The 17,226-nt window shown below is 61.3% G+C and carries 13 protein-coding genes; 7 read left to right on the top strand and 6 right to left on the bottom strand.

All coding sequences use genetic code 11. The features are described 5' to 3' along the window. Positions 1-236 precede the first annotated feature (236 nt). The 4 genes from leuS (at position 237) to arfA (ending at position 5,113) form a co-directional block, all read left to right on the top strand. Positions 237-2,843 (top strand): leucine--tRNA ligase, encoded by a 2,607-nt coding sequence (gene leuS / locus HU762_RS16020; protein WP_186638655.1) that lies wholly within the window; start codon positions 237-239, stop codon positions 2,841-2,843. An 89-nt stretch (positions 2,844-2,932) separates the two neighbouring features. Further along, a complete protein-coding gene (gene lptE, locus HU762_RS16015) occupies positions 2,933-3,538 on the top strand; it encodes an LPS assembly lipoprotein LptE (RefSeq protein WP_186638649.1) in 606 nt (201 codons plus the stop codon). Positions 3,539-3,591: 53 nt separating this feature from the next. Next, positions 3,592-4,629 carry a DNA polymerase III subunit delta gene (gene holA, locus HU762_RS16010; protein WP_109756281.1) on the top strand — a complete coding sequence of 346 codons (1,038 nt, stop codon included), beginning with the start codon at positions 3,592-3,594 and terminating at the stop codon, positions 4,627-4,629. A gap of 319 nt (positions 4,630-4,948) precedes the next feature. Next, the gene (gene arfA, locus HU762_RS16005; protein ID WP_047229500.1) at positions 4,949-5,113 is read left to right on the top strand and encodes an alternative ribosome rescue factor ArfA; all 165 of its coding nucleotides are present in this window, start codon (positions 4,949-4,951) and stop codon (positions 5,111-5,113) included. 58 nt (positions 5,114-5,171) lie between these two features. On the opposite strand, the gene HU762_RS16000 is transcribed toward arfA, so the two are convergent. After that, positions 5,172-6,098 carry a halovibrin HvnA gene (locus HU762_RS16000; RefSeq protein WP_186638647.1) on the bottom strand — a complete coding sequence of 309 codons (927 nt, stop codon included), beginning with the start codon at positions 6,096-6,098 and terminating at the stop codon, positions 5,172-5,174. A gap of 236 nt (positions 6,099-6,334) precedes the next feature. On the opposite strand from HU762_RS16000, the gene HU762_RS15995 reads away from it, so the two are divergent. After that, a complete protein-coding gene (locus HU762_RS15995) occupies positions 6,335-7,657 on the top strand; it encodes a lytic murein transglycosylase (protein ID WP_186638645.1) in 1,323 nt (440 codons plus the stop codon). A 90-nt stretch (positions 7,658-7,747) separates the two neighbouring features. Here HU762_RS15995 and HU762_RS15990 read toward each other — a convergent pair whose 3' ends face one another. The 5 genes from HU762_RS15990 to HU762_RS15970 all read right to left on the bottom strand — a co-directional run bounded on the left by HU762_RS15990 (position 7,748) and on the right by HU762_RS15970 (position 13,050). After that, a complete protein-coding gene (locus HU762_RS15990) occupies positions 7,748-8,698 on the bottom strand; it encodes an LD-carboxypeptidase (RefSeq protein WP_186638643.1) in 951 nt (316 codons plus the stop codon). Between the two features lie 57 nt (positions 8,699-8,755). Further along, on the bottom strand, positions 8,756-10,669 hold the full coding sequence (speA, locus tag HU762_RS15985; RefSeq protein WP_186610817.1) for an arginine decarboxylase: 1,914 nt from the start codon (positions 10,667-10,669) through the stop codon (positions 8,756-8,758). Between the two features lie 209 nt (positions 10,670-10,878). Beyond that, positions 10,879-11,250 carry a translation initiation factor Sui1 gene (locus HU762_RS15980; RefSeq protein WP_186610816.1) on the bottom strand — a complete coding sequence of 124 codons (372 nt, stop codon included), beginning with the start codon at positions 11,248-11,250 and terminating at the stop codon, positions 10,879-10,881. A 171-nt stretch (positions 11,251-11,421) separates the two neighbouring features. After that, a complete protein-coding gene (locus HU762_RS15975) occupies positions 11,422-11,979 on the bottom strand; it encodes an NUDIX hydrolase (RefSeq protein WP_186638641.1) in 558 nt (185 codons plus the stop codon). 3 nt (positions 11,980-11,982) lie between these two features. Continuing rightward, a complete protein-coding gene (locus tag HU762_RS15970; RefSeq protein ID WP_186638639.1) occupies positions 11,983-13,050 on the bottom strand; it encodes a DUF2333 family protein in 1,068 nt (355 codons plus the stop codon). A gap of 418 nt (positions 13,051-13,468) precedes the next feature. On the opposite strand from HU762_RS15970, the gene HU762_RS15965 reads away from it, so the two are divergent. After that, a complete protein-coding gene (locus HU762_RS15965) occupies positions 13,469-15,139 on the top strand; it encodes a PleD family two-component system response regulator (protein WP_186638637.1) in 1,671 nt (556 codons plus the stop codon). Between the two features lie 52 nt (positions 15,140-15,191). Next, a complete protein-coding gene (locus HU762_RS15960; RefSeq protein ID WP_186638635.1) occupies positions 15,192-17,138 on the top strand; it encodes a methyl-accepting chemotaxis protein in 1,947 nt (648 codons plus the stop codon). Positions 17,139-17,226: the final 88 nt, after the last annotated feature.

The raw sequence follows: 17,226 nt of genomic DNA, 5'->3' as shown, positions 1-17,226 counted from the left end.
GCAAACCGGCAGGACGCCGCGACCAACGGCCCTGTACACGGGCGATTGGCCGTGGTCGTCAATGGCTGACACGCAATCAGGGTTTCCCTCGGCAGAGCGCGGTCATGTATGCTACGGCGCTTCCTGTAACTCCACTTCCAGCTTGGCTGGGCATCGAAAACGCCGCATTCGGCGTCGTCTGCGTCCAGCATGGCAACGAAGAGGATTGGGCCACCCCATTCAGTACAAAAGTAGCCATGCACGAACACTACCAGCCCCGTGAAATCGAAGCCGCCGCCCAGTCGTTCTGGGACGAGCAAAAGTCCTTTGAAGTCAGCGAACAGCCAGGCAAGGAGACTTTCTACTGCCTGTCGATGTTCCCTTACCCCAGCGGCAAGCTACACATGGGGCACGTGCGCAACTACACCATCGGCGACGTGATCTCCCGCTACCAGCGCATGCAAGGCAAGAACGTCCTGCAACCCATGGGTTGGGACGCCTTCGGCATGCCGGCGGAAAACGCCGCGATGAAGAACAACGTGGCCCCCGCCAAGTGGACCTACGAAAACATCGCCTACATGAAGACCCAGCTGCGCAGCCTGGGCCTGGCGGTGGATTGGTCCCGCGAAGTGACTACCTGCAAGCCGGACTACTACCGCTGGGAACAGTGGCTGTTCACCCGCCTGTTCGAAAAAGGTGTGATCTACCGCAAGAACGGCACCGTGAACTGGGACCCGGTGGACCAGACCGTACTGGCCAACGAGCAAGTGATCGACGGTCGCGGCTGGCGTTCCGGCGCGCTGATCGAAAAGCGCGAGATCCCGATGTACTACTTCAAGATCACCGCCTACGCGGATGAACTCCTGGAGAGCCTCGACGAACTGACCGGCTGGCCTGAGCAGGTCAAGACCATGCAACGCAACTGGATCGGCAAGTCCCGGGGCATGGAAGTGCAATTCCCGTACGACGTCGCGTCCATTGGCGAAGCCGGCATCCTGAAAGTTTTCACCACCCGTCCGGACACCCTGATGGGCGCCACCTATGTGGCTGTGGCCGCCGAGCATCCGCTGGCCACCCTGGCGGCCCGGAACAACCCCGAGCTGCAGGCATTCATCGCCGAGTGCAAGGGCGGCAGCGTTGCCGAAGCCGACGTTGCCACGCAGGAAAAGAAAGGCCTGCCGACTTCGCTGTTCGTCGAACACCCGCTCACTGGCGAAAAACTGCCGGTATGGGTCGCCAACTACGTACTGATGCACTACGGCGACGGCGCCGTCATGGCCGTGCCGGCTCACGACGAGCGCGATTTCGAATTCGCCCACAAGTACAACCTGCCGGTCAAACCGGTCGTGCGCACCAGCGCCGGCGACCAGACCCCGGCACCTTGGCAGGACGCCTATGGCGAACACGGCGAGCTGATCAACTCCGGCGAGTTCGACGGCCTGGATTTCGCCGGCGCGTTCGACGCCATCGAAGTCGCCCTGATCAAGAAAAACCTCGGCGCCTCGCGCACCCAGTTCCGCCTTCGCGACTGGGGCATCAGCCGCCAGCGCTACTGGGGCTGCCCGATTCCGATCGTGCATTGCGACACCTGCGGCGACGTACCGGTGCCGGAAGACCAACTGCCCGTGGTCCTGCCGGAAGACGTCGTCCCCGACGGTGCTGGTTCGCCCCTTGCGCGCATGCCTGAATTCTACGAATGCAGTTGCCCGAAATGCGGTGCACCGGCCAAGCGTGAAACCGACACCATGGACACCTTCGTCGAGTCCTCCTGGTACTACGCCCGCTACGCCTCGCCGCACTATGAAGGCGGCCTGGTGGAAAAATCCGCAGCTGACCACTGGTTGCCGGTGGACCAGTACATCGGCGGCATCGAACACGCCATCCTCCACCTGCTCTATGCGCGCTTCTTCCACAAGCTGATGCGTGACGAAGGCCTGGTGAGCTCCAACGAGCCGTTCAAGAACCTGCTGACCCAAGGCATGGTGATCGCCGAGACTTACTATCGTCGCGAAGCCAACGGAGCCTACACCTGGTTCAACCCAAGCGACGTCGAACTCGAACGCGACAGCAAGGCCAAGGTCATCAGCGCCAAGCTGATCGCCGACGGCTTGCCGGTGGAAATCGGTGGCACCGAGAAAATGGCCAAGTCGAAGAACAACGGCGTCGACCCACAGTCGATGATCGACCAGTTCGGCGCGGACACCTGCCGCCTGTTCATGATGTTCGCCTCGCCACCCGACATGAGCGCGGAATGGTCCGACTCGGGCGTCGAGGGCTCGCACCGCTTCCTCAAGCGCGTCTGGCGCCTGGCGCAAGCCCACGTCACCCAGGGCCTGCCGGGCAAACTGGACGTCGCGGGCCTGAACGACGAGCAGAAAGCTGTTCGCCGCTCAATCCACCTGGCGATCAAGCAGGCCAGCCATGACGTTGGCCAGAACCACAAGTTCAACACCGCCATCGCCCAGGTGATGACGTTGATGAACGTGTTGGAAAAAGCCGCCCAAGGCACCGAGCAGGATCGCGCGCTGGTCCATGAAGGCCTGGAAGCCGTGACGCTGCTGCTGGCACCGATCACACCGCACATCAGCCACGAGCTGTGGAGTCAACTGGGTCACGCCGACCCGGTGATTGACGCCCGCTGGCCGGTGGTGGACGAAACCGCGCTGGTGCGGGACAGCCTGACCCTGGTCATCCAGGTCAATGGCAAGCTGCGCGGCCAGATTGAAATGCCGGCCGCCGCCACGCGTGAAGAAGTCGAAGCCGCCGCGCGGGCCAACGAAAACGTGCTGCGCTTTGTCGATGGCCTGACGATCCGCAAGGTGATCGTGGTGCCAGGCAAACTGGTCAATATCGTCGCAAGCTAATTGGATCGGGCGTCCGGCCACAGGCCGGACGCCGAATATGACCTGCAGGGCCGCACGCTCGGCCGATGGGTTTCAAGGGGAGCAACAAGATGATCAAACGTAATTTGCTGGTTATGGGCCTGGCGGTCCTGTTGAGCGCCTGCGGCTTCCAGCTGCGTGGCACCGGCACCACCGAACTGGCAATCACCGAGCTGGACCTGAGCGCGCGTGACGCCTATGGCGAAACCGTGAAAGCGCTGCGCGATACGCTGGAAGACAGCGGTGTGAAGGTCTACAGCGGTGCACCATACAAACTGGTATTGACCCGTGAACAGCAAAGCCAGCGCAGCCTGAGCTATGCCGGTGCCGGTCGTTCGGCCGAATACGAACTGAACAATGTGCTGAGCTACGAAATCCGTGGCCAAAACAATCTGGTGTTGCTGGACGACAAGCTGCAAGTGCAGAAGGTCTACCTGCATGACGGTAACAACATCACCGGTTCCGACCAGGAGTCCAGTGAGGTGCGCGAGGAAATGCGCCGTGACCTGGTACAGCGCATGATGCTGCGCCTGCAACAGCTGAGCCCGGCTCAACTGGACCAGTTGCAACAGACCGCCGACGCTAAGGCCAAGGCCGAAGCCGAAGCACTCGAAGCGGCACGCAAGGCTGAAGCGGAAACCCCGCAGCAGTCGCCGATGCAGATCCCGGCTGAATAAGCCTTGCGGGGCGCTTCGGCGCCCCGCTTGCATGCGCCTATGAACTGTCCTTTATGAAACTGGCTCCCGCCCAACTCGGCAAACACCTGCAAGGCGCCCTCGCGCCCGTCTACATCATCAGCGGCGATGACCCGCTGCTGTGCCAGGAAGCCGCCGACGCCATCCGCTCCGCCGCCCGCCAGCAAGGTTTCGACGAACGCCAGGTGTTCGCCGCCGACGCCAGTTTCGACTGGGGTACGCTGCTGCAGGCTGGGGCGAGCATGTCGCTGTTCGCCGAGAAACGCCTCCTGGAACTGCGCTTGCCCTCCGGCAAGCCTGGTGACAAGGGCGCCGCTGCGCTGATCGAATACTGCTCGCGACCGGCCGAAGACACGGTGCTGCTCATCAGCTTGCCGAAACTCGACGGCAGCGCGCAGAAGACCAAATGGGGCAAGGCCCTGGTCGAAGGCCCGCAGACCCAATTCGTGCAGATCTGGCCGGTGGATGTCAGCCAGTTGCCCAGCTGGATCCGCCAACGCCTGTCCCAGGCCGGCCTTTCGGCCAGCCAGGACGCGGTGGAGCTGATTGCCGCCCGGGTCGAAGGCAACCTGCTGGCCGCCGCCCAGGAAATCGAAAAGCTCAAGCTGATGGCCGAAGGTGGGCAGATCACCGTGGAAACGGTCCAGGCCGCCGTGGCCGACAGTGCGCGCTTCGATGTCTTCGGGCTGACCGATGCGATCCTCAACGGTGAAGCCGCCCATGCCCTGCGCATGCTCGAAGGCCTGCGGGGCGAAGGCGTCGAACCACCGGTGATTCTCTGGGCCCTGGCCCGGGAGTTGCGCCTGTTGGCCAACCTGTCCCTGCAATACAGCCAGGGCGTCCCGCTGGACAAAGCCTTCAGCCAGGCTCGCCCGCCCGTCTGGGACAAGCGCAAGCCCCTGATGAGCAAGGCCCTGCAACGCTATTCGGCGCCGCGCTGGGCGCAATTGCTGCTTGAGGCCCAGCGCATCGATGCGCAGATCAAGGGCCAGGCCGCTGGGTCGCCATGGATGAGCCTGAGTCGGTTGTCGTTGTTGATGGCGGGCCAGCGACTCCCCTTGCCCGCTGAATAAACCTCTCAAAAGCACACTGCAGTACACCTGTGGCGAGGGGATTTAGCGAAACGTCGCACCGCCCCGCTGGACTGCGCAGCAGTCCTAAAACCAGCAACCTAGGTTTGTCAGGCGAATCGCATCCAGCTCTCTTGGGGCTGCTGCGCAGCCCGGCGGGGCGGTGCGACGTTTCGCTAAATCCCCTCGCCACAAATCGATTCCTCGCCACAATTGCGTGTTCATTAGCTGTTACTTTCTGTACCGATGCAGGGACTGGACAACCCCCCAACTCTGTCCCATGATTTGCCCCGCAAAAACCACCCCCACGAGAGATCCCCTCATGAGCAAAAAGCCATCCAAGCATGGCCCCAACAAGGCCAAATCCATCATCGCCCAGCCCCTGTTCCGCAGCCGCCAGGAACGACCCGCCAAGGGCAAAGGCAGCTACCGCCGCGAAGCCTTCCAGTCTGACAACTGGGAGGCTTCTTGCTTTGTGGCAGCTTGAAACCGTACCTCTTCAGTGCCTTCGCAAACAGTCCTACAGACCGCCCTCGAAATCCTTGTCACAGAGTCTGGTCTGCCACACGGTATGTAAACGTGGCTGACTGCTCCAATGTCTGAGGCAACGGAATGGAAATAATCGGAACGGTGATCCCGGTCAACGCTCGAAAACGCTGCTGGTAAAATTGGGCGCCGGCAAGTCCCGTCGGCTTTGTGTAGAAAAACGCTTCGATCGGTAACTGGAGAGGAATATTCTGCGCCCATGTTTTGAGCTTCATGTCATTTGGCGTATTGAAAGCATCAGGGGAGATGAGGCGCCCGGCACGCATACCCTCTAGAAACCGGGGGGCGGAGGCTGTGTTTGTAGAGTCCCGAACATTAAATGAACACATGGATTTAGCCCGCGCATTACCACTGGCTATGTATTTCGCCTGCCACTTCGCAGCAGTGTCGATAACCGGGCTCTGTTCCTCGCAACTTCTGCTGGTCGTCGGATACTCTTTATGTGCACCGCAGCCTCCGTCTGACCGGCCATTGGAGTCTCCATCCACCGGAAAAAAACACAGTATTTCCACGAACAACTTTCCTGGCGGGTTGCTTAAGATCGGATGAAAAATGAATCCACTGTCATAGGTATAAGCGAGTCGCTTTACCTTGTAGTCAGAACGAAGGTAAGTAAAGGATACCCCGCCGTTGGCCACCGAGATCGGGCTCGGATTCCAAGCATCAAAACTGGTTGAAGCCTCTGTCCCACGCAAAATGATGCCGCTGCACAGGAACGCCGGCTTGGAGGCCGCGCCGCAATCGTCTCGAGTGTCCCGATAGCGTCGCTCCAGTTCCGCAGCCACCTCTGTCCCCGTCGTTGCGGCCGCTAGCGGCGCCGATCTTGCCGCCGTCGGACTGTCGACGGCTACCTCGGTGGGGGGCGGCCCCGACGACGAACAACTGATTAGCAGACCGGCCATCAACAGAACCAATATTCGCTTCATCTGGAAATCTCCGTGTAATCAAGTGGCAAGCCGCTGTCTGGCTTGTGTTTCACACAGCCATTTAGCGCCGGAACCGATGGCTCAGAAACTGTCAGAGCTGACAGTTGAAAGGGCGATGGGGTGGAATTAGCCTGATGAGTTAACGAATAATGTTTCAGTCCAATTGTTTGCCGAGCATCCGATCTCTGAATGGGCATGTTAAGGTCAGCACCTGATTTGTATTTCTGGACCCGTGCATGCCCTTCTGTCTTTCCCATCGTTGGCCACTGCGCCAAATGATTGTTGCCGCAAGCGTTGTCCTGCTTGTCGCCTGCGCCGAAAAACCTACTGCCGCCGACGCCCAACCGCTCCAGACCGTTCCCGCCGTGACTGCTCCGGCCATCGTGCCGCCCGTGGTGCCTACCGGTGATGACCTGACCATTGCGCCCACCCAGACCTTCGCGCAATGGCAGGCCGGGTTTCGCAAGGAAGCCCTGGCCGCCGGGATCCGTGCCGATTTGTTCGACCGTGCATTTATCGGCGTCAGTCCGGACATGAGCGTGATCAAGGCTGATCGCAGCCAACCTGAATTCACCCGACCGGTGTGGGAATACCTCGACGGCGCACTGTCGCCCTTGCGCATACGCAAAGGCCAGGCCCTGATCCAGCAGCAGGCGGATATCCTGCAAAGCATCGAACAACGCTATGGCGTCGATCGCGAGGCGCTGGTTGCGGTGTGGGGTATGGAAAGCAACTTCGGCCAGTTCCAGGGCAGCAAATCAGTGATCAACTCCCTGGCGACCCTGGCCTACGAGGGACGGCGTCCCGGCTTTGCCCATGCGCAACTGATCGCCGCGCTGCAGATCCTGCAACAGGGCGACATCTCGCCAGAAAAAATGCTCGGCTCCTGGGCCGGCGCCATGGGTCAGACCCAGTTCATTCCCACCACGTACAACACCCATGCGGTGGATTTCGATGGCGACGGTCGACGTGACATCTGGGGCAGCGCCACCGATGCCCTGGCCTCGACCGCACATTACCTGCAGAGCTCCGGTTGGCAGCGCGGCCAGCCGTGGGGGTTCGAGGTCGATCTCGCGGAGGGCTTCGACTACACCCTGGCCGATGGCACGATCCGCAAGCCAGTCTCCGAATGGATACGGCTGGGCGTCTCGGAATATGGCGGCCTACCAATAGCTCCCGATAACAAACAACTGTCGGCGTCCCTGCTCCTGCCAGCTGGCCATCGGGGTCCGGCGTTCCTGATCTTCGATAACTTCCGCGCCATCCTCAAATACAACAACTCATCGTCCTATGCCTTGGCGGTTGGGCTGTTGTCACAGCGCTTCACCGGTGCAGGGTTGGTCCACGGACAGTGGCCAAAAGAGGACCTGCCCCTGAGCCGCAGCGAACGCATCGAGCTGCAGACCCTGCTCGGCCAGCACAACTACGACGCGGGCAATCCCGACGGCATCATTGGCGCCAACACCCGCAAGGCCATCCGCAGCGCCCAACAGTCGTTTGGCTGGCCGGCGGATGGATATCCGACGCATAAGCTGCTGGACGCGCTACGTAACCGCTGAATTGGCCTGATGCGTCCTACCGCTAAACTGCTCGCTACTCTCCTGGATTGGCGAGCAGTTCTCGATGATTGATGAACAGGTAACGCGGGCCTAGCCGCCGAACACCACATCCTGCTCCAACGTCAGCCTCTTCTCTCCCGCATTCAGTTCCACCAGCGCGCCCATGGGCAACGTCAGGTTCGGATCACAATGCCCGCTGCGCCAACCGGACAACACCGGAATGCGCAATGGCGCGAAGGTCTGCTTGAACAAGCGGTTCAAATCCTCGACGTCCACACCAGCGACATCTCCCAGCAGCACGCCCCGCAACTTCCCCAGGGTGCCCGCCAGCCGCAGCTGGGTCAGCAAGCGGTCGATGCGATAGAGCGGTTCGTTGATGTCCTCCACCAGCAGGATCACGCCTTCGGCATCGATTTCGTAAGGCGTGCCCATGGTCGCGGCTATCATCGACAGATTGCCTCCGAGCAGCCGCCCGTGAGCGATGCCTGGCTCGACAATCGTCAATGGATAAGCCGCCGGATGGCTCAGTACGTCGCCTGCCCTCAATTGCCCACGCAGCAGGCTGAAGAACGAAGTGACAGTCGGCGGTGCCTTGCCGCCCAGCAGGTCGGCATTGAGCAATGGCCCATGGAAGGTCACGAACCCAGCATGACGGCTGATCGCCAAGTGCAGCGCGGTGATATCGCTGTAGCCGACAAAGGGCTTGGCGTTACGCCGCAACAGCTCGAAATCGATGCGATCCAACAGTCGCGGCGTGCCGTAGCCCCCGCGCAGACAAATAATGGCCTTCACCTGCGGGTCGGCGAACGCTGCGTGCAGATCGTTGAGCCGCACCTCGTCACTGCCGGCCAGATATCTGTCCTTTGCATGGACACCCGCAAATATCCGCAGCTCATGGCCGTGGGCGCGCATCCATTGCACGGCTTTATCGGTGTCCAGCGGCGCCGGACCGGCAGGCGCAATCACTCCGATCAGCCCTCCGGCCGGGAGCGCCGGTACCGGCTGATGCGGATACAGGGTGTGCTTGGGTCGAACGGTCATCCATGAATCTCCCTGCATAAAGTCGTGCATACACCCCGCCGTGAACGGCCTGGCCGATCAGGAAGACAGGTAGGAAGAGCGCGTCAACCCAAGGCGCAGCGCATCCAGGAACTGGGTGCGCTCGGCCGCGGTGATGCGAGCGCTGGCGCACTTGTCACGGTAATGCGTCATCAATTCCTCCGGCGACAGGTGCACGTAGCGCAGCATGTCTTCGATGGTGTCATGGGTCTCGATGCCGGCGTGGTACACACTGCCGTCGGCGTTCTGGTAGATGTTCACCGAATCGGTGTCACCGAACAGGTTATGCATGTCGCCGAGGATTTCCTGGTAGGCACCCACCAGGAAAATGCCCAGCAGGTAGTCTTCGCCTGGATTCAGCGAGTGGACCGGCAGGCTGGTCTCGATGCTCTGCTCGTCGACATATTGCTTGATCTTGCCGTCGGAGTCGCAGGTCAGGTCTTGCAGCACGGCGCGGCGCAGCGGTTCTTCGTCGAGGCGATGCAACGGCAGGATCGGCAACACCTGGCCGATCGCCCAGGTGTCCGGCAGGCTCTGGAACACCGAGAAGTTGCAGATGTACTTGTCGGCCAACTTGTCGTTGAGTTCGTCCAGCACCTGGCGGTGCGAGCGCTGGCGGGCCTTCAGCGAGTTGTGCAGGCGACGGCAGACGGCGAAGTAGCATTGCTCGGCCAGGGCTTTTTCAGCCAGGGTCAGCTTGCCGTCGGCGTATTGGGCAGCCACGTCGCTCATGTAATGGGTGGCGCGCCAGTAAGTCTCGGTGACCATCTCGATATCGGTTGGGCCAAGCAGGTCCACCAGCCATTGCACGGTTTCCGGCAGGCTTTCCTTGTTCTCGATCACCGGCACATCGTCGTGGTGTTTCTCGACGTCGGTCACCTGCACCACCAGCATCGCGTGGTGAGCCGTCAGCGAGCGGCCGCTTTCGGAAAAGATGTGCGGATGCGGCAGGCTTTGGGCGTCGCAGAATTCCTTGAGCATGCCCACCACGACACCGGCGTAGTCGTCCATGTCGTAGTTGATCGAGCTGGCGTTGCGCGAGTGCGTACCGTCGTAGTCCACGCCCAGGCCACCGCCGACGTCGATGTGATCCACCGGCAGGCCTAGGTTGCGCAGTTCGCCGTAGTAACGGATCGCTTCCTTGAAACCGTGCTGGTAGTCCGCCAGGTTGGCGATCTGCGAACCCATGTGGAAGTGCAACAGACGGATGCCCTGATCCAGGCCGGCGCCGCGGAAGCGCTCGACTACGGACAACAGCTGCGCGGCCGACAGACCGAACTTGGATTTCTCGCCACCGGTGTCGGCCCACTTGCTCGACGCCAGGGACGACAGGCGCACCCGCAGGCCTACCTGAGGCTTGACCTTGAGCGACGCGGCTTCTTCGATCACCAGGCCGACTTCGGATTCTTTCTCGATCACGATGAAGACGTTGTGACCGAGCTTCTGGCCCATCAGTGCCAGGCGAATGAACTCGCGATCCTTGTAACCGTTGCAGACAATCGTCCCACCTTTTGGCGCCAGGGCCAGCACCGCCAGCAGCTCAGGCTTGGAACCGGCTTCCAGGCCGATGGAAACGTTCTGGGTGGCGATGATGTTTTCGATCACCGCTTCCTGCTGGTTGACCTTGATCGGATAAAGCGCGGTGTACTGGCTCTGGTACTCCAGGCGTGCGATGTTGCTGTCGAACGCGCCGGTGAGCTGGCGCACACGGTCTTGCAGGATGTCGGGGAAGCGCACCAGCAGGGGCAACGAAAGGCCACTCTGGCGCAACTGGTCGACTTGCTCGTACAAATCGATGGGCGAGCTGTCGGGGCCGTTCGGACGGACTTCGACGCGACCGGCGTCATTGATCGCGAAATACCCGGCCCCCCAATGGCGGATCCCGTAAACGCTGCGGCTGTCCGCAACTGTCCATTGGCTGCCATCGTCTTTGCGTGTGCGTCGTACGGACATCGAAGTCCCCTATAAAGAAGTCAAAATGCACCATCCGGTCGGAGGCTGGCGCAGTCTAGAGAATGGAAATGACGATTTGCCTGTAAGCAAGGTAGACCCTGCCCGCAGCGCTGAGTTTAAAACCCGTTCCGAACAGGTTCTGTGAAAACCCTGCGGACGATCCCGAACCCGGAGTCCGGATCAAGCCGAGGTGGCTTTCACAGAAGCTGCTAGCCGCCGGATTTTTTTGCCTTGAAACCGTGTTTGGTGAGTTCCGCCAGTAGTAGCTCGACGTGATCGCCCTGGATTTCGATGATGCCGTCCTTCAACGCGCCACCGGTACCACAGCGTTTTTTCAACGTTGTCGCCAGCTCCTTGAGCGCGTCTTCGGCCAGCGGCACGCCGGTGATCGTGGTCACCGTCTTGCCACCGCGGCCTTTGCTTTCGCGGCGCACGCGAGCGATACCGTCCCCGGCGGGAATGGCGGTCTGTTTGCAGATGCAGGCATCCACCGGCTGGCGGCAATCAGGGCAATGACGACCGGCGTCGGTAGAAAATACCAGGCCACCCAGGGCGGCGAAGGATGCGGCTTTTTTGGCCACCGGCAATCCTCTTCGGAGGACAATGACTGGTCGAGGAGCGAAAGTGCCTCGACCGCGAAGCCCCACTCAGGCAGGGGCAGCGCAACTGGACCGAGCGATGTCGGCCAAGCTTGAAAAGTCGCGCAGTGTAACGGCAAAAAGCCGACTTGCTAAGGGCCAATCGGCGCCAATTTACAGCTTCTTTGCGACACCCTGTTCGCGGGCTTTCAAATAGCGCCCGAGCGCCGCCAGAGAGTCCGGACAATAAGGCTTGTAGCGGATTTCATCCAGGACCTGCTCGACCGGCAGGAAACGCGCTTCCAGCACTTCCTCCGGTTGCAGGATCAACGGACCGTCCCACACCGCGGAGAATGCCGCACACCACAGGCGACTGCCGGTGTCCTCGAAATAGAAATGGTCGTGGGCGATCAGCTCGACGCCGCTTACTCCCAATTCTTCGGCCAGCTCGCGGGCCGCCGACTCGGCGTAGGTCTCGTGCGCCTGCACCATGCCCCCTGCCGCAACGTCCCAGAAACCCGGGTAGATCGCCTTGCTCAAGGTTCTTCGGTGAACGCACAACTCGCCGGCCGAGTTGAACAGCATGATGTAGGTGCCGCGCCCGATCAGGCCGCGCTCGCGCAGCTGCGAGCGCACCAGGCTGCCAAGCAGGTTGTCGTGTTCGTCGACCCAAGCGATCTGCTCGGCATCCGAGGCCACTCGGTGAGCAACCTCACGGGCGCTTTCGTCCATTGATCAGCCCTGGTTCAGTAACTGCCGCAAGTCGATCACCGCCGCATTGGCGCGGGAAATATAGTTGGCCATGACCAGCGAGTGGTTCGCCAATACACCGAAGCCGCTGCCGTTGAGGATCATTGGGCTCCAGACCGGTTCCTGCGAAGCTTCCAGTTCGCGAATGATCTGCCGCACGCTGACCGTGGCGTTCTTCTTCGCCAGCACATCGGCGAAGTCCACCTCGATGGCGCGCAGCAAATGCGACAACGCCCAAGCCTGACCGCGGGCTTCATAGAACACGTTATCGATTTGCATCCACGGCGTCTCGACCACCTCTTCGTCCACCTGCGGCACCTGACCCGGCGCCGGGACTTCGGTTTTCAAAGAAGTGTTGAGCTTGACCCGGCCGACACTGGCGGACAGGCGCTGGGACAACGACCCCAGGCGAGTGCCGACATCACCCAGCCAGTTATTGAGGTTGTCGGCGCGAGCGTAGAACAGTGCGCTTTTTTGCGCCGGATCGGACAGGCGCGCCTGATAGCGGCTCAGCGAATTGATGCCTTCCTGGTATTCCGACTCGCTGGAGGGCAGCACCCAACTACGGTTGTCGAAGTTGAACCGCGGCTCAGCCTTGGCGAGATCGGCGTCTTCGGCAGACTGCGACTGGGAACGGGCGAAGTCCTTACGCAACGCGCGGCTAAGGTCGCGTACCTGTACCAGCACGCCATATTCCCAGCTCGGCATGTTGTCCATCCACAGGCCCGGCGGGAAGCGATCATTGGAAATGTAACCGCCCTGCTTGGTCAACAAAGTGCCGGCCACGGTCTTGAGGGTTTCAACGGTGGTGTAGCCGACCACCATTTGCCTGCCGTCCTTCTCGGCCGCCGCCTGGGCGTTCTGCTGCACGGGGAACAACGCGGGTTCCTGGCTCCAATACCAGCCAACCGCAATGGTCACCAGCAGATAAAGTCCGATGAGCGTGGCCAGTGCCCGGCTGAAAAACACCCCGCCCAGGTAACTGCGGGTGTCTGATTTCGGCTCGGCGGCGCGTTCAGGCGCGCTGCCCGCGCGGTTCTTCCAGTCCAGCATGACGATGTCCCTTCAATCACTTGAGTTCACGGTTCGACCACAACCTTACATCAACGTGCCTCAGCCGGCATCCGTCGTTGGGCTTATCGGAGATTTACTGTCGCGAAGCCGAAAGCCTTGTAAGGGATTCCCTTAACCGTGCAAGCCATCAATCCAAGGCAAACAGCATCGTTAAAGACCTGAGCCCGCATTGGATCGCGCTACGGAGTACCGCGCAGATATTCCTCGAAGAAGCACTGAACCCCCTGTTTCCCGGGCCTTCCCTCTACCTCGAACGGCGCATTCCAGACTGTTCGGTCAGAAACTGAATGGCCCCACTTGGCAGATTATTGACGTACGACACTCATGTAAGGGAAAAGAGGTGCTAGCATAGAGCCACCAGTCGACCTCAGCATGCCCCCTAACTAGTAGTCAGGATATGACCGAGTCAGAAGACCCCAGCCGTGAGCGCCTCAAGCACCACTTTGCCCAGCGGGTAATTCACCAGGCTCGCCAGATCCTTGAGATATGGCAGCGCCTGCAACGCAGCGAGTGGTCGAGCACCGACCTCTCTGAGCTCAGCGAAGCCAATCTGCGCCTGCTGCGCTTTGCCGAGCGCTTTGAACAGCCTGAGCATTATCAGCTTGCCCAAGATATCAGCCAGTCGCTGCAAGCGGTGGATGCCAATCGCGGCCGCCTGAGCAGCCAGTTGATTACTGAAATCAATCGCTTGATGCAACGCCTGTCCCGCACCGGCCTGCGCCACGGCGACCAGCTCGAGCAAACGTTCCTGCCGCCGCTGCGCAAGCCGGTCTATGTGGCGCTGCAAGACCACGACCGCGCCGAGCGACTGGCCAGGCAGTTGGAGTTCTTCGGCCTCAGTGCCCAGGCGCTGGACAGCGTCGCAACGTTCAAGGCCTCGATGATCGAGCGCCTGCCTGCGGCCATTGTCATGGATGTGGATTTCAACGGCCCTGGTGTGGGCCTGAAGCTCGCAGCCCAAGCCCAGGAAGGACTCGACCAAGCCATTCCGCTGTTATTTTTCAGCTTGCTCGAAACAGATACGCCAACTCGCTTGGCGGCGGTGCGCGCCGGTGGCCAGGAGTTTCTCACCGGCACGCTCGAAGCCTCGAGTCTGCTGGAGAAGATCGAAGTGCTGACCTGTGTCGCCCAATACGACCCCTATAAAGTGCTGATCATCGACGACTCGCGGGCCCAGGCCCTGCACACCGAGCGCCTGCTCAACAGCGCCGGGATCGTCACCCGGACCTTGATCGAGCCGATCCAGGCCATGGCCGAACTGGCGGATTTCCAGCCCGACCTGATCATCCTCGACATGTACATGCCCGCCTGCACCGGCACGGAGTTGGCCAAGGTGATCCGCCACAACGACCGCTACGTCAGCGTGCCGATCATTTACTTGTCCGCCGAAGACGACCTGGACAAACAGCTCGACGCCATGAGCGAAGGCGGCGACGACTTCCTGACCAAACCGATCAAGCCCCGGCACCTGATCACCACCGTGCGCAACCGCGCGGCCCGGGCCCGCAATCTCAAGGCGCGAATGGTGCGCGACAGCCTCACCGGCCTCTACAACCACACCCACATCCTGCAATTGCTCGAGGACTGCAGTTTCCGCGCGCGCCGGGAAGGTAAGCCACTGAGCTTTGCGATGCTGGACATCGACCACTTCAAACGGGTCAACGACAGCCATGGCCATCCCATGGGTGACAGGGTGATCAAGAGCCTGGCGCTGTTTCTCAAGCAACGACTGCGCAAGACGGACTTCATCGGACGGTACGGCGGTGAAGAGTTCGCGATCGTCATGCCCGACACCGACATCGACGCCGCCTACAAGGTGCTGGATGAAATCCGTCAGCGTTTTGCCGAAATCCATTACCCGGCCCAACCTCAAGACCTGTGGTGCACCTTCAGCGCCGGCGTGGTCGAAATGAGCGACGAATCCGACAGCCTGGTGATGGCAAGCCAGGCGGACGAAGCGCTGTACCGCGCCAAGCACGCTGGGCGCAACAGGGTCCAAAGCGCGCGGCAATCAAAGCAAAGTGCCACTTTTTCATCTGAATCAACCGATTCGGTCATAAACGTGTAACGTAAACGCAATAACTTCAGGCACTTACGATTCTGCCCCCGGTAGACCCTTGATGCGCCTGAAGCTGCTGACCAATCTCAATACCCTTCTTTTAGTTGCCGTGTGCCTTGGCCTCGGCGCCACGCTTTGGTGGTCGCAAATCGCCCTGGAGCGTCCTTATCTGCTGATGGAGCGCTACTTGGGCCTGTCACGGCAGTTCCAAGGCGAGGTGGCGCGCAACATCGAGGACTATCTGGCCAGCGGCGACGCCTTGCGCCTCAGCGCAGCCACCCAAGCTTTGGAATCCCTGCAAAAAGAACTCGATCAATTCCCACCGGAACTGGCCAAGACGTTGCGCCCGAGCCTGTCGAACCTCGATGGCTTCAGCAGGACCGACTTGCTGGCCGCCGGCAAACTGGCCGGGGATCCCCAGGCGTTGCTGCTGCAGGCCGAACGTGAGCTGAGCGCCAACCTCGATCAACTCGCCCAATACGCCAACGGCGCACCGACTTATCTGCCGCCGTTGTTCGCCGCATCGCAGCACTTGGGCCGCCTGTCGCTCACACGGGACAAACTCGTCAGCAGCGGCCGCAGCGAACTGGCCGCCGATGTCGAACGCGAACTGGCCAGTATTCGTGTCCAGGCCCAACAGCTCGATAACCTGGCATTGCTCGGCGTCGCCGCCAGCAACGACTCCGGCAGCGATGACTTCGCCGCGTTGATGGGCTTGCAAACCCAGGAAGAAACCGTCGCCGAAGATGCCGGCATCGCGCTCAAGCGTGAACTCAACAGCCTGCTCGGCCGCTATCCAGCGGAACTGGCGCGCACCCGCGAGCTGATCCAGAAACGCACCGAGCTGGGCAATGCCACCCTCCTGAAGACCGCTGACGTGCAAAAGGCAATCGACGCCATGGAGCCGGCGGTGCGCGCCCAGCATGGACAGATCCAGGGCGAAGTACGGTTGATCCAGGGCGTGATGATCGGGTTGATCCTCTTGATCGCCCTGCTGATCGATACCCTGCAACGACACCTGGCCCGCACCCTGACCCGCCTGGCGCCAGCCCTGTCGACATGGGCCGAAGGCGACTTCAGCAATGATGTCCACGTCGGCGCGAGTAACCGCGAGCTGCGCGATATCGAAGCGTCCCTCAATCGCTTGCGCGCGTATCTGGTGGATCTGGTGGGCACCATTCGCCTGAACGCCGAGCAAGTGGCGGATAGCAGCCGGACCCTGGCGGAGTTGAGCGGCGAACTGCACAGCGGCGCCCAATACCAGGCCGGCGACACGGCATTGATCCGCGATTCCCTCAGCGAACTCGAGGCGACCATCCAGCAGGTGGCCGGCGATGCCAGCCAGGCCGCAGCTGCCAGCCGCAGTGCCGGAGACGCGGTGGAACATGGCCAGAAAGTCATTGGCCTGAGCCTCGCCGGCCTTCACGCGCTGGTCGGTGAAGTGCAAGGCAACGCGCAAATGATCGAACAACTGGCCGAGGAGTCGGCGACCATCGGCGGGGTACTGACCGTCATCCGCTCGATTGCCGACCAGACCAACCTGCTGGCCCTCAACGCGGCCATCGAAGCCGCCCGCGCCGGAGAAATGGGTCGAGGCTTTGCGGTGGTGGCCGAGGAAGTCCGTTCCCTGGCCCAACGCACGGCGGGCGCAACCGCCGAGATCCAGGCACTGATCGCGCGCCTGCAACTGGCCGCGCGTCAATCGGTGGATGGCATGCGTGCCCAGGTCGAACACGCCGAAGCCACCGCCAGCCAGGCACAAGCAGCCGACGGCGCACTGGATGAGATCGTCGGCGCCATCCAGACCATCGCCGATACGGCCGTGCGCATCGCCGACGTCACTGCCCAGCAAAGCGGCGCCGTCAGCGAGATCCGCGATCATAGCGAGCGCATACATCAACTGGGCGGGGATAACCTGATGCGCATCGGCCAGGGGCGGGAACAGGGCGACAACCTGCTGCTGCTCGGTGGGCGGCTGCACACTGCGGTGCAAGCATTCAGGGTTTGACCCTGCGCATCCATTGCAAGTGACCGGATCCTAGGACATGGTCACATATTTCGCGCAAACATCGCTCATCGTGCTGGCTATTGCTGAG

Source organism: Pseudomonas sp. SWRI92 (assembly GCF_014268685.1).
GTDB classification, from domain to species: domain Bacteria; phylum Pseudomonadota; class Gammaproteobacteria; order Pseudomonadales; family Pseudomonadaceae; genus Aquipseudomonas; species Aquipseudomonas marvdashtae.
This window is presented reverse-complemented; position numbering and strand designations above follow the sequence as displayed.

Bases quoted from the DNA above. Each gene is read 5' to 3' on its own strand.
- HU762_RS16000 (WP_186638647.1), bottom strand. From the start codon at position 6,098: ATGAAGCGAATATTGGTTCTGTTGATGGCCGGTCTGCTAATCAGTTGT.
- HU762_RS15990 (WP_186638643.1), bottom strand. From the start codon at position 8,698: ATGACCGTTCGACCCAAGCACACCCTGTATCCGCATCAGCCGGTACCG.
- HU762_RS15975 (WP_186638641.1), bottom strand. From the start codon at position 11,979: ATGGACGAAAGCGCCCGTGAGGTTGCTCACCGAGTGGCCTCGGATGCC.
- HU762_RS15970 (WP_186638639.1), bottom strand. From the start codon at position 13,050: ATGCTGGACTGGAAGAACCGCGCGGGCAGCGCGCCTGAACGCGCCGCC.
- speA (WP_186610817.1), bottom strand. From the start codon at position 10,669: ATGTCCGTACGACGCACACGCAAAGACGATGGCAGCCAATGGACAGTT.
- HU762_RS15960 (WP_186638635.1), top strand. From the start codon at position 15,192: ATGCGCCTGAAGCTGCTGACCAATCTCAATACCCTTCTTTTAGTTGCC.
- holA (WP_109756281.1), top strand. From the start codon at position 3,592: ATGAAACTGGCTCCCGCCCAACTCGGCAAACACCTGCAAGGCGCCCTC.
- lptE (WP_186638649.1), top strand. From the start codon at position 2,933: ATGATCAAACGTAATTTGCTGGTTATGGGCCTGGCGGTCCTGTTGAGC.
- leuS (WP_186638655.1), top strand. From the start codon at position 237: ATGCACGAACACTACCAGCCCCGTGAAATCGAAGCCGCCGCCCAGTCG.
- arfA (WP_047229500.1), top strand. From the start codon at position 4,949: ATGAGCAAAAAGCCATCCAAGCATGGCCCCAACAAGGCCAAATCCATC.
- HU762_RS15995 (WP_186638645.1), top strand. From the start codon at position 6,335: ATGCCCTTCTGTCTTTCCCATCGTTGGCCACTGCGCCAAATGATTGTT.
- HU762_RS15965 (WP_186638637.1), top strand. From the start codon at position 13,469: ATGACCGAGTCAGAAGACCCCAGCCGTGAGCGCCTCAAGCACCACTTT.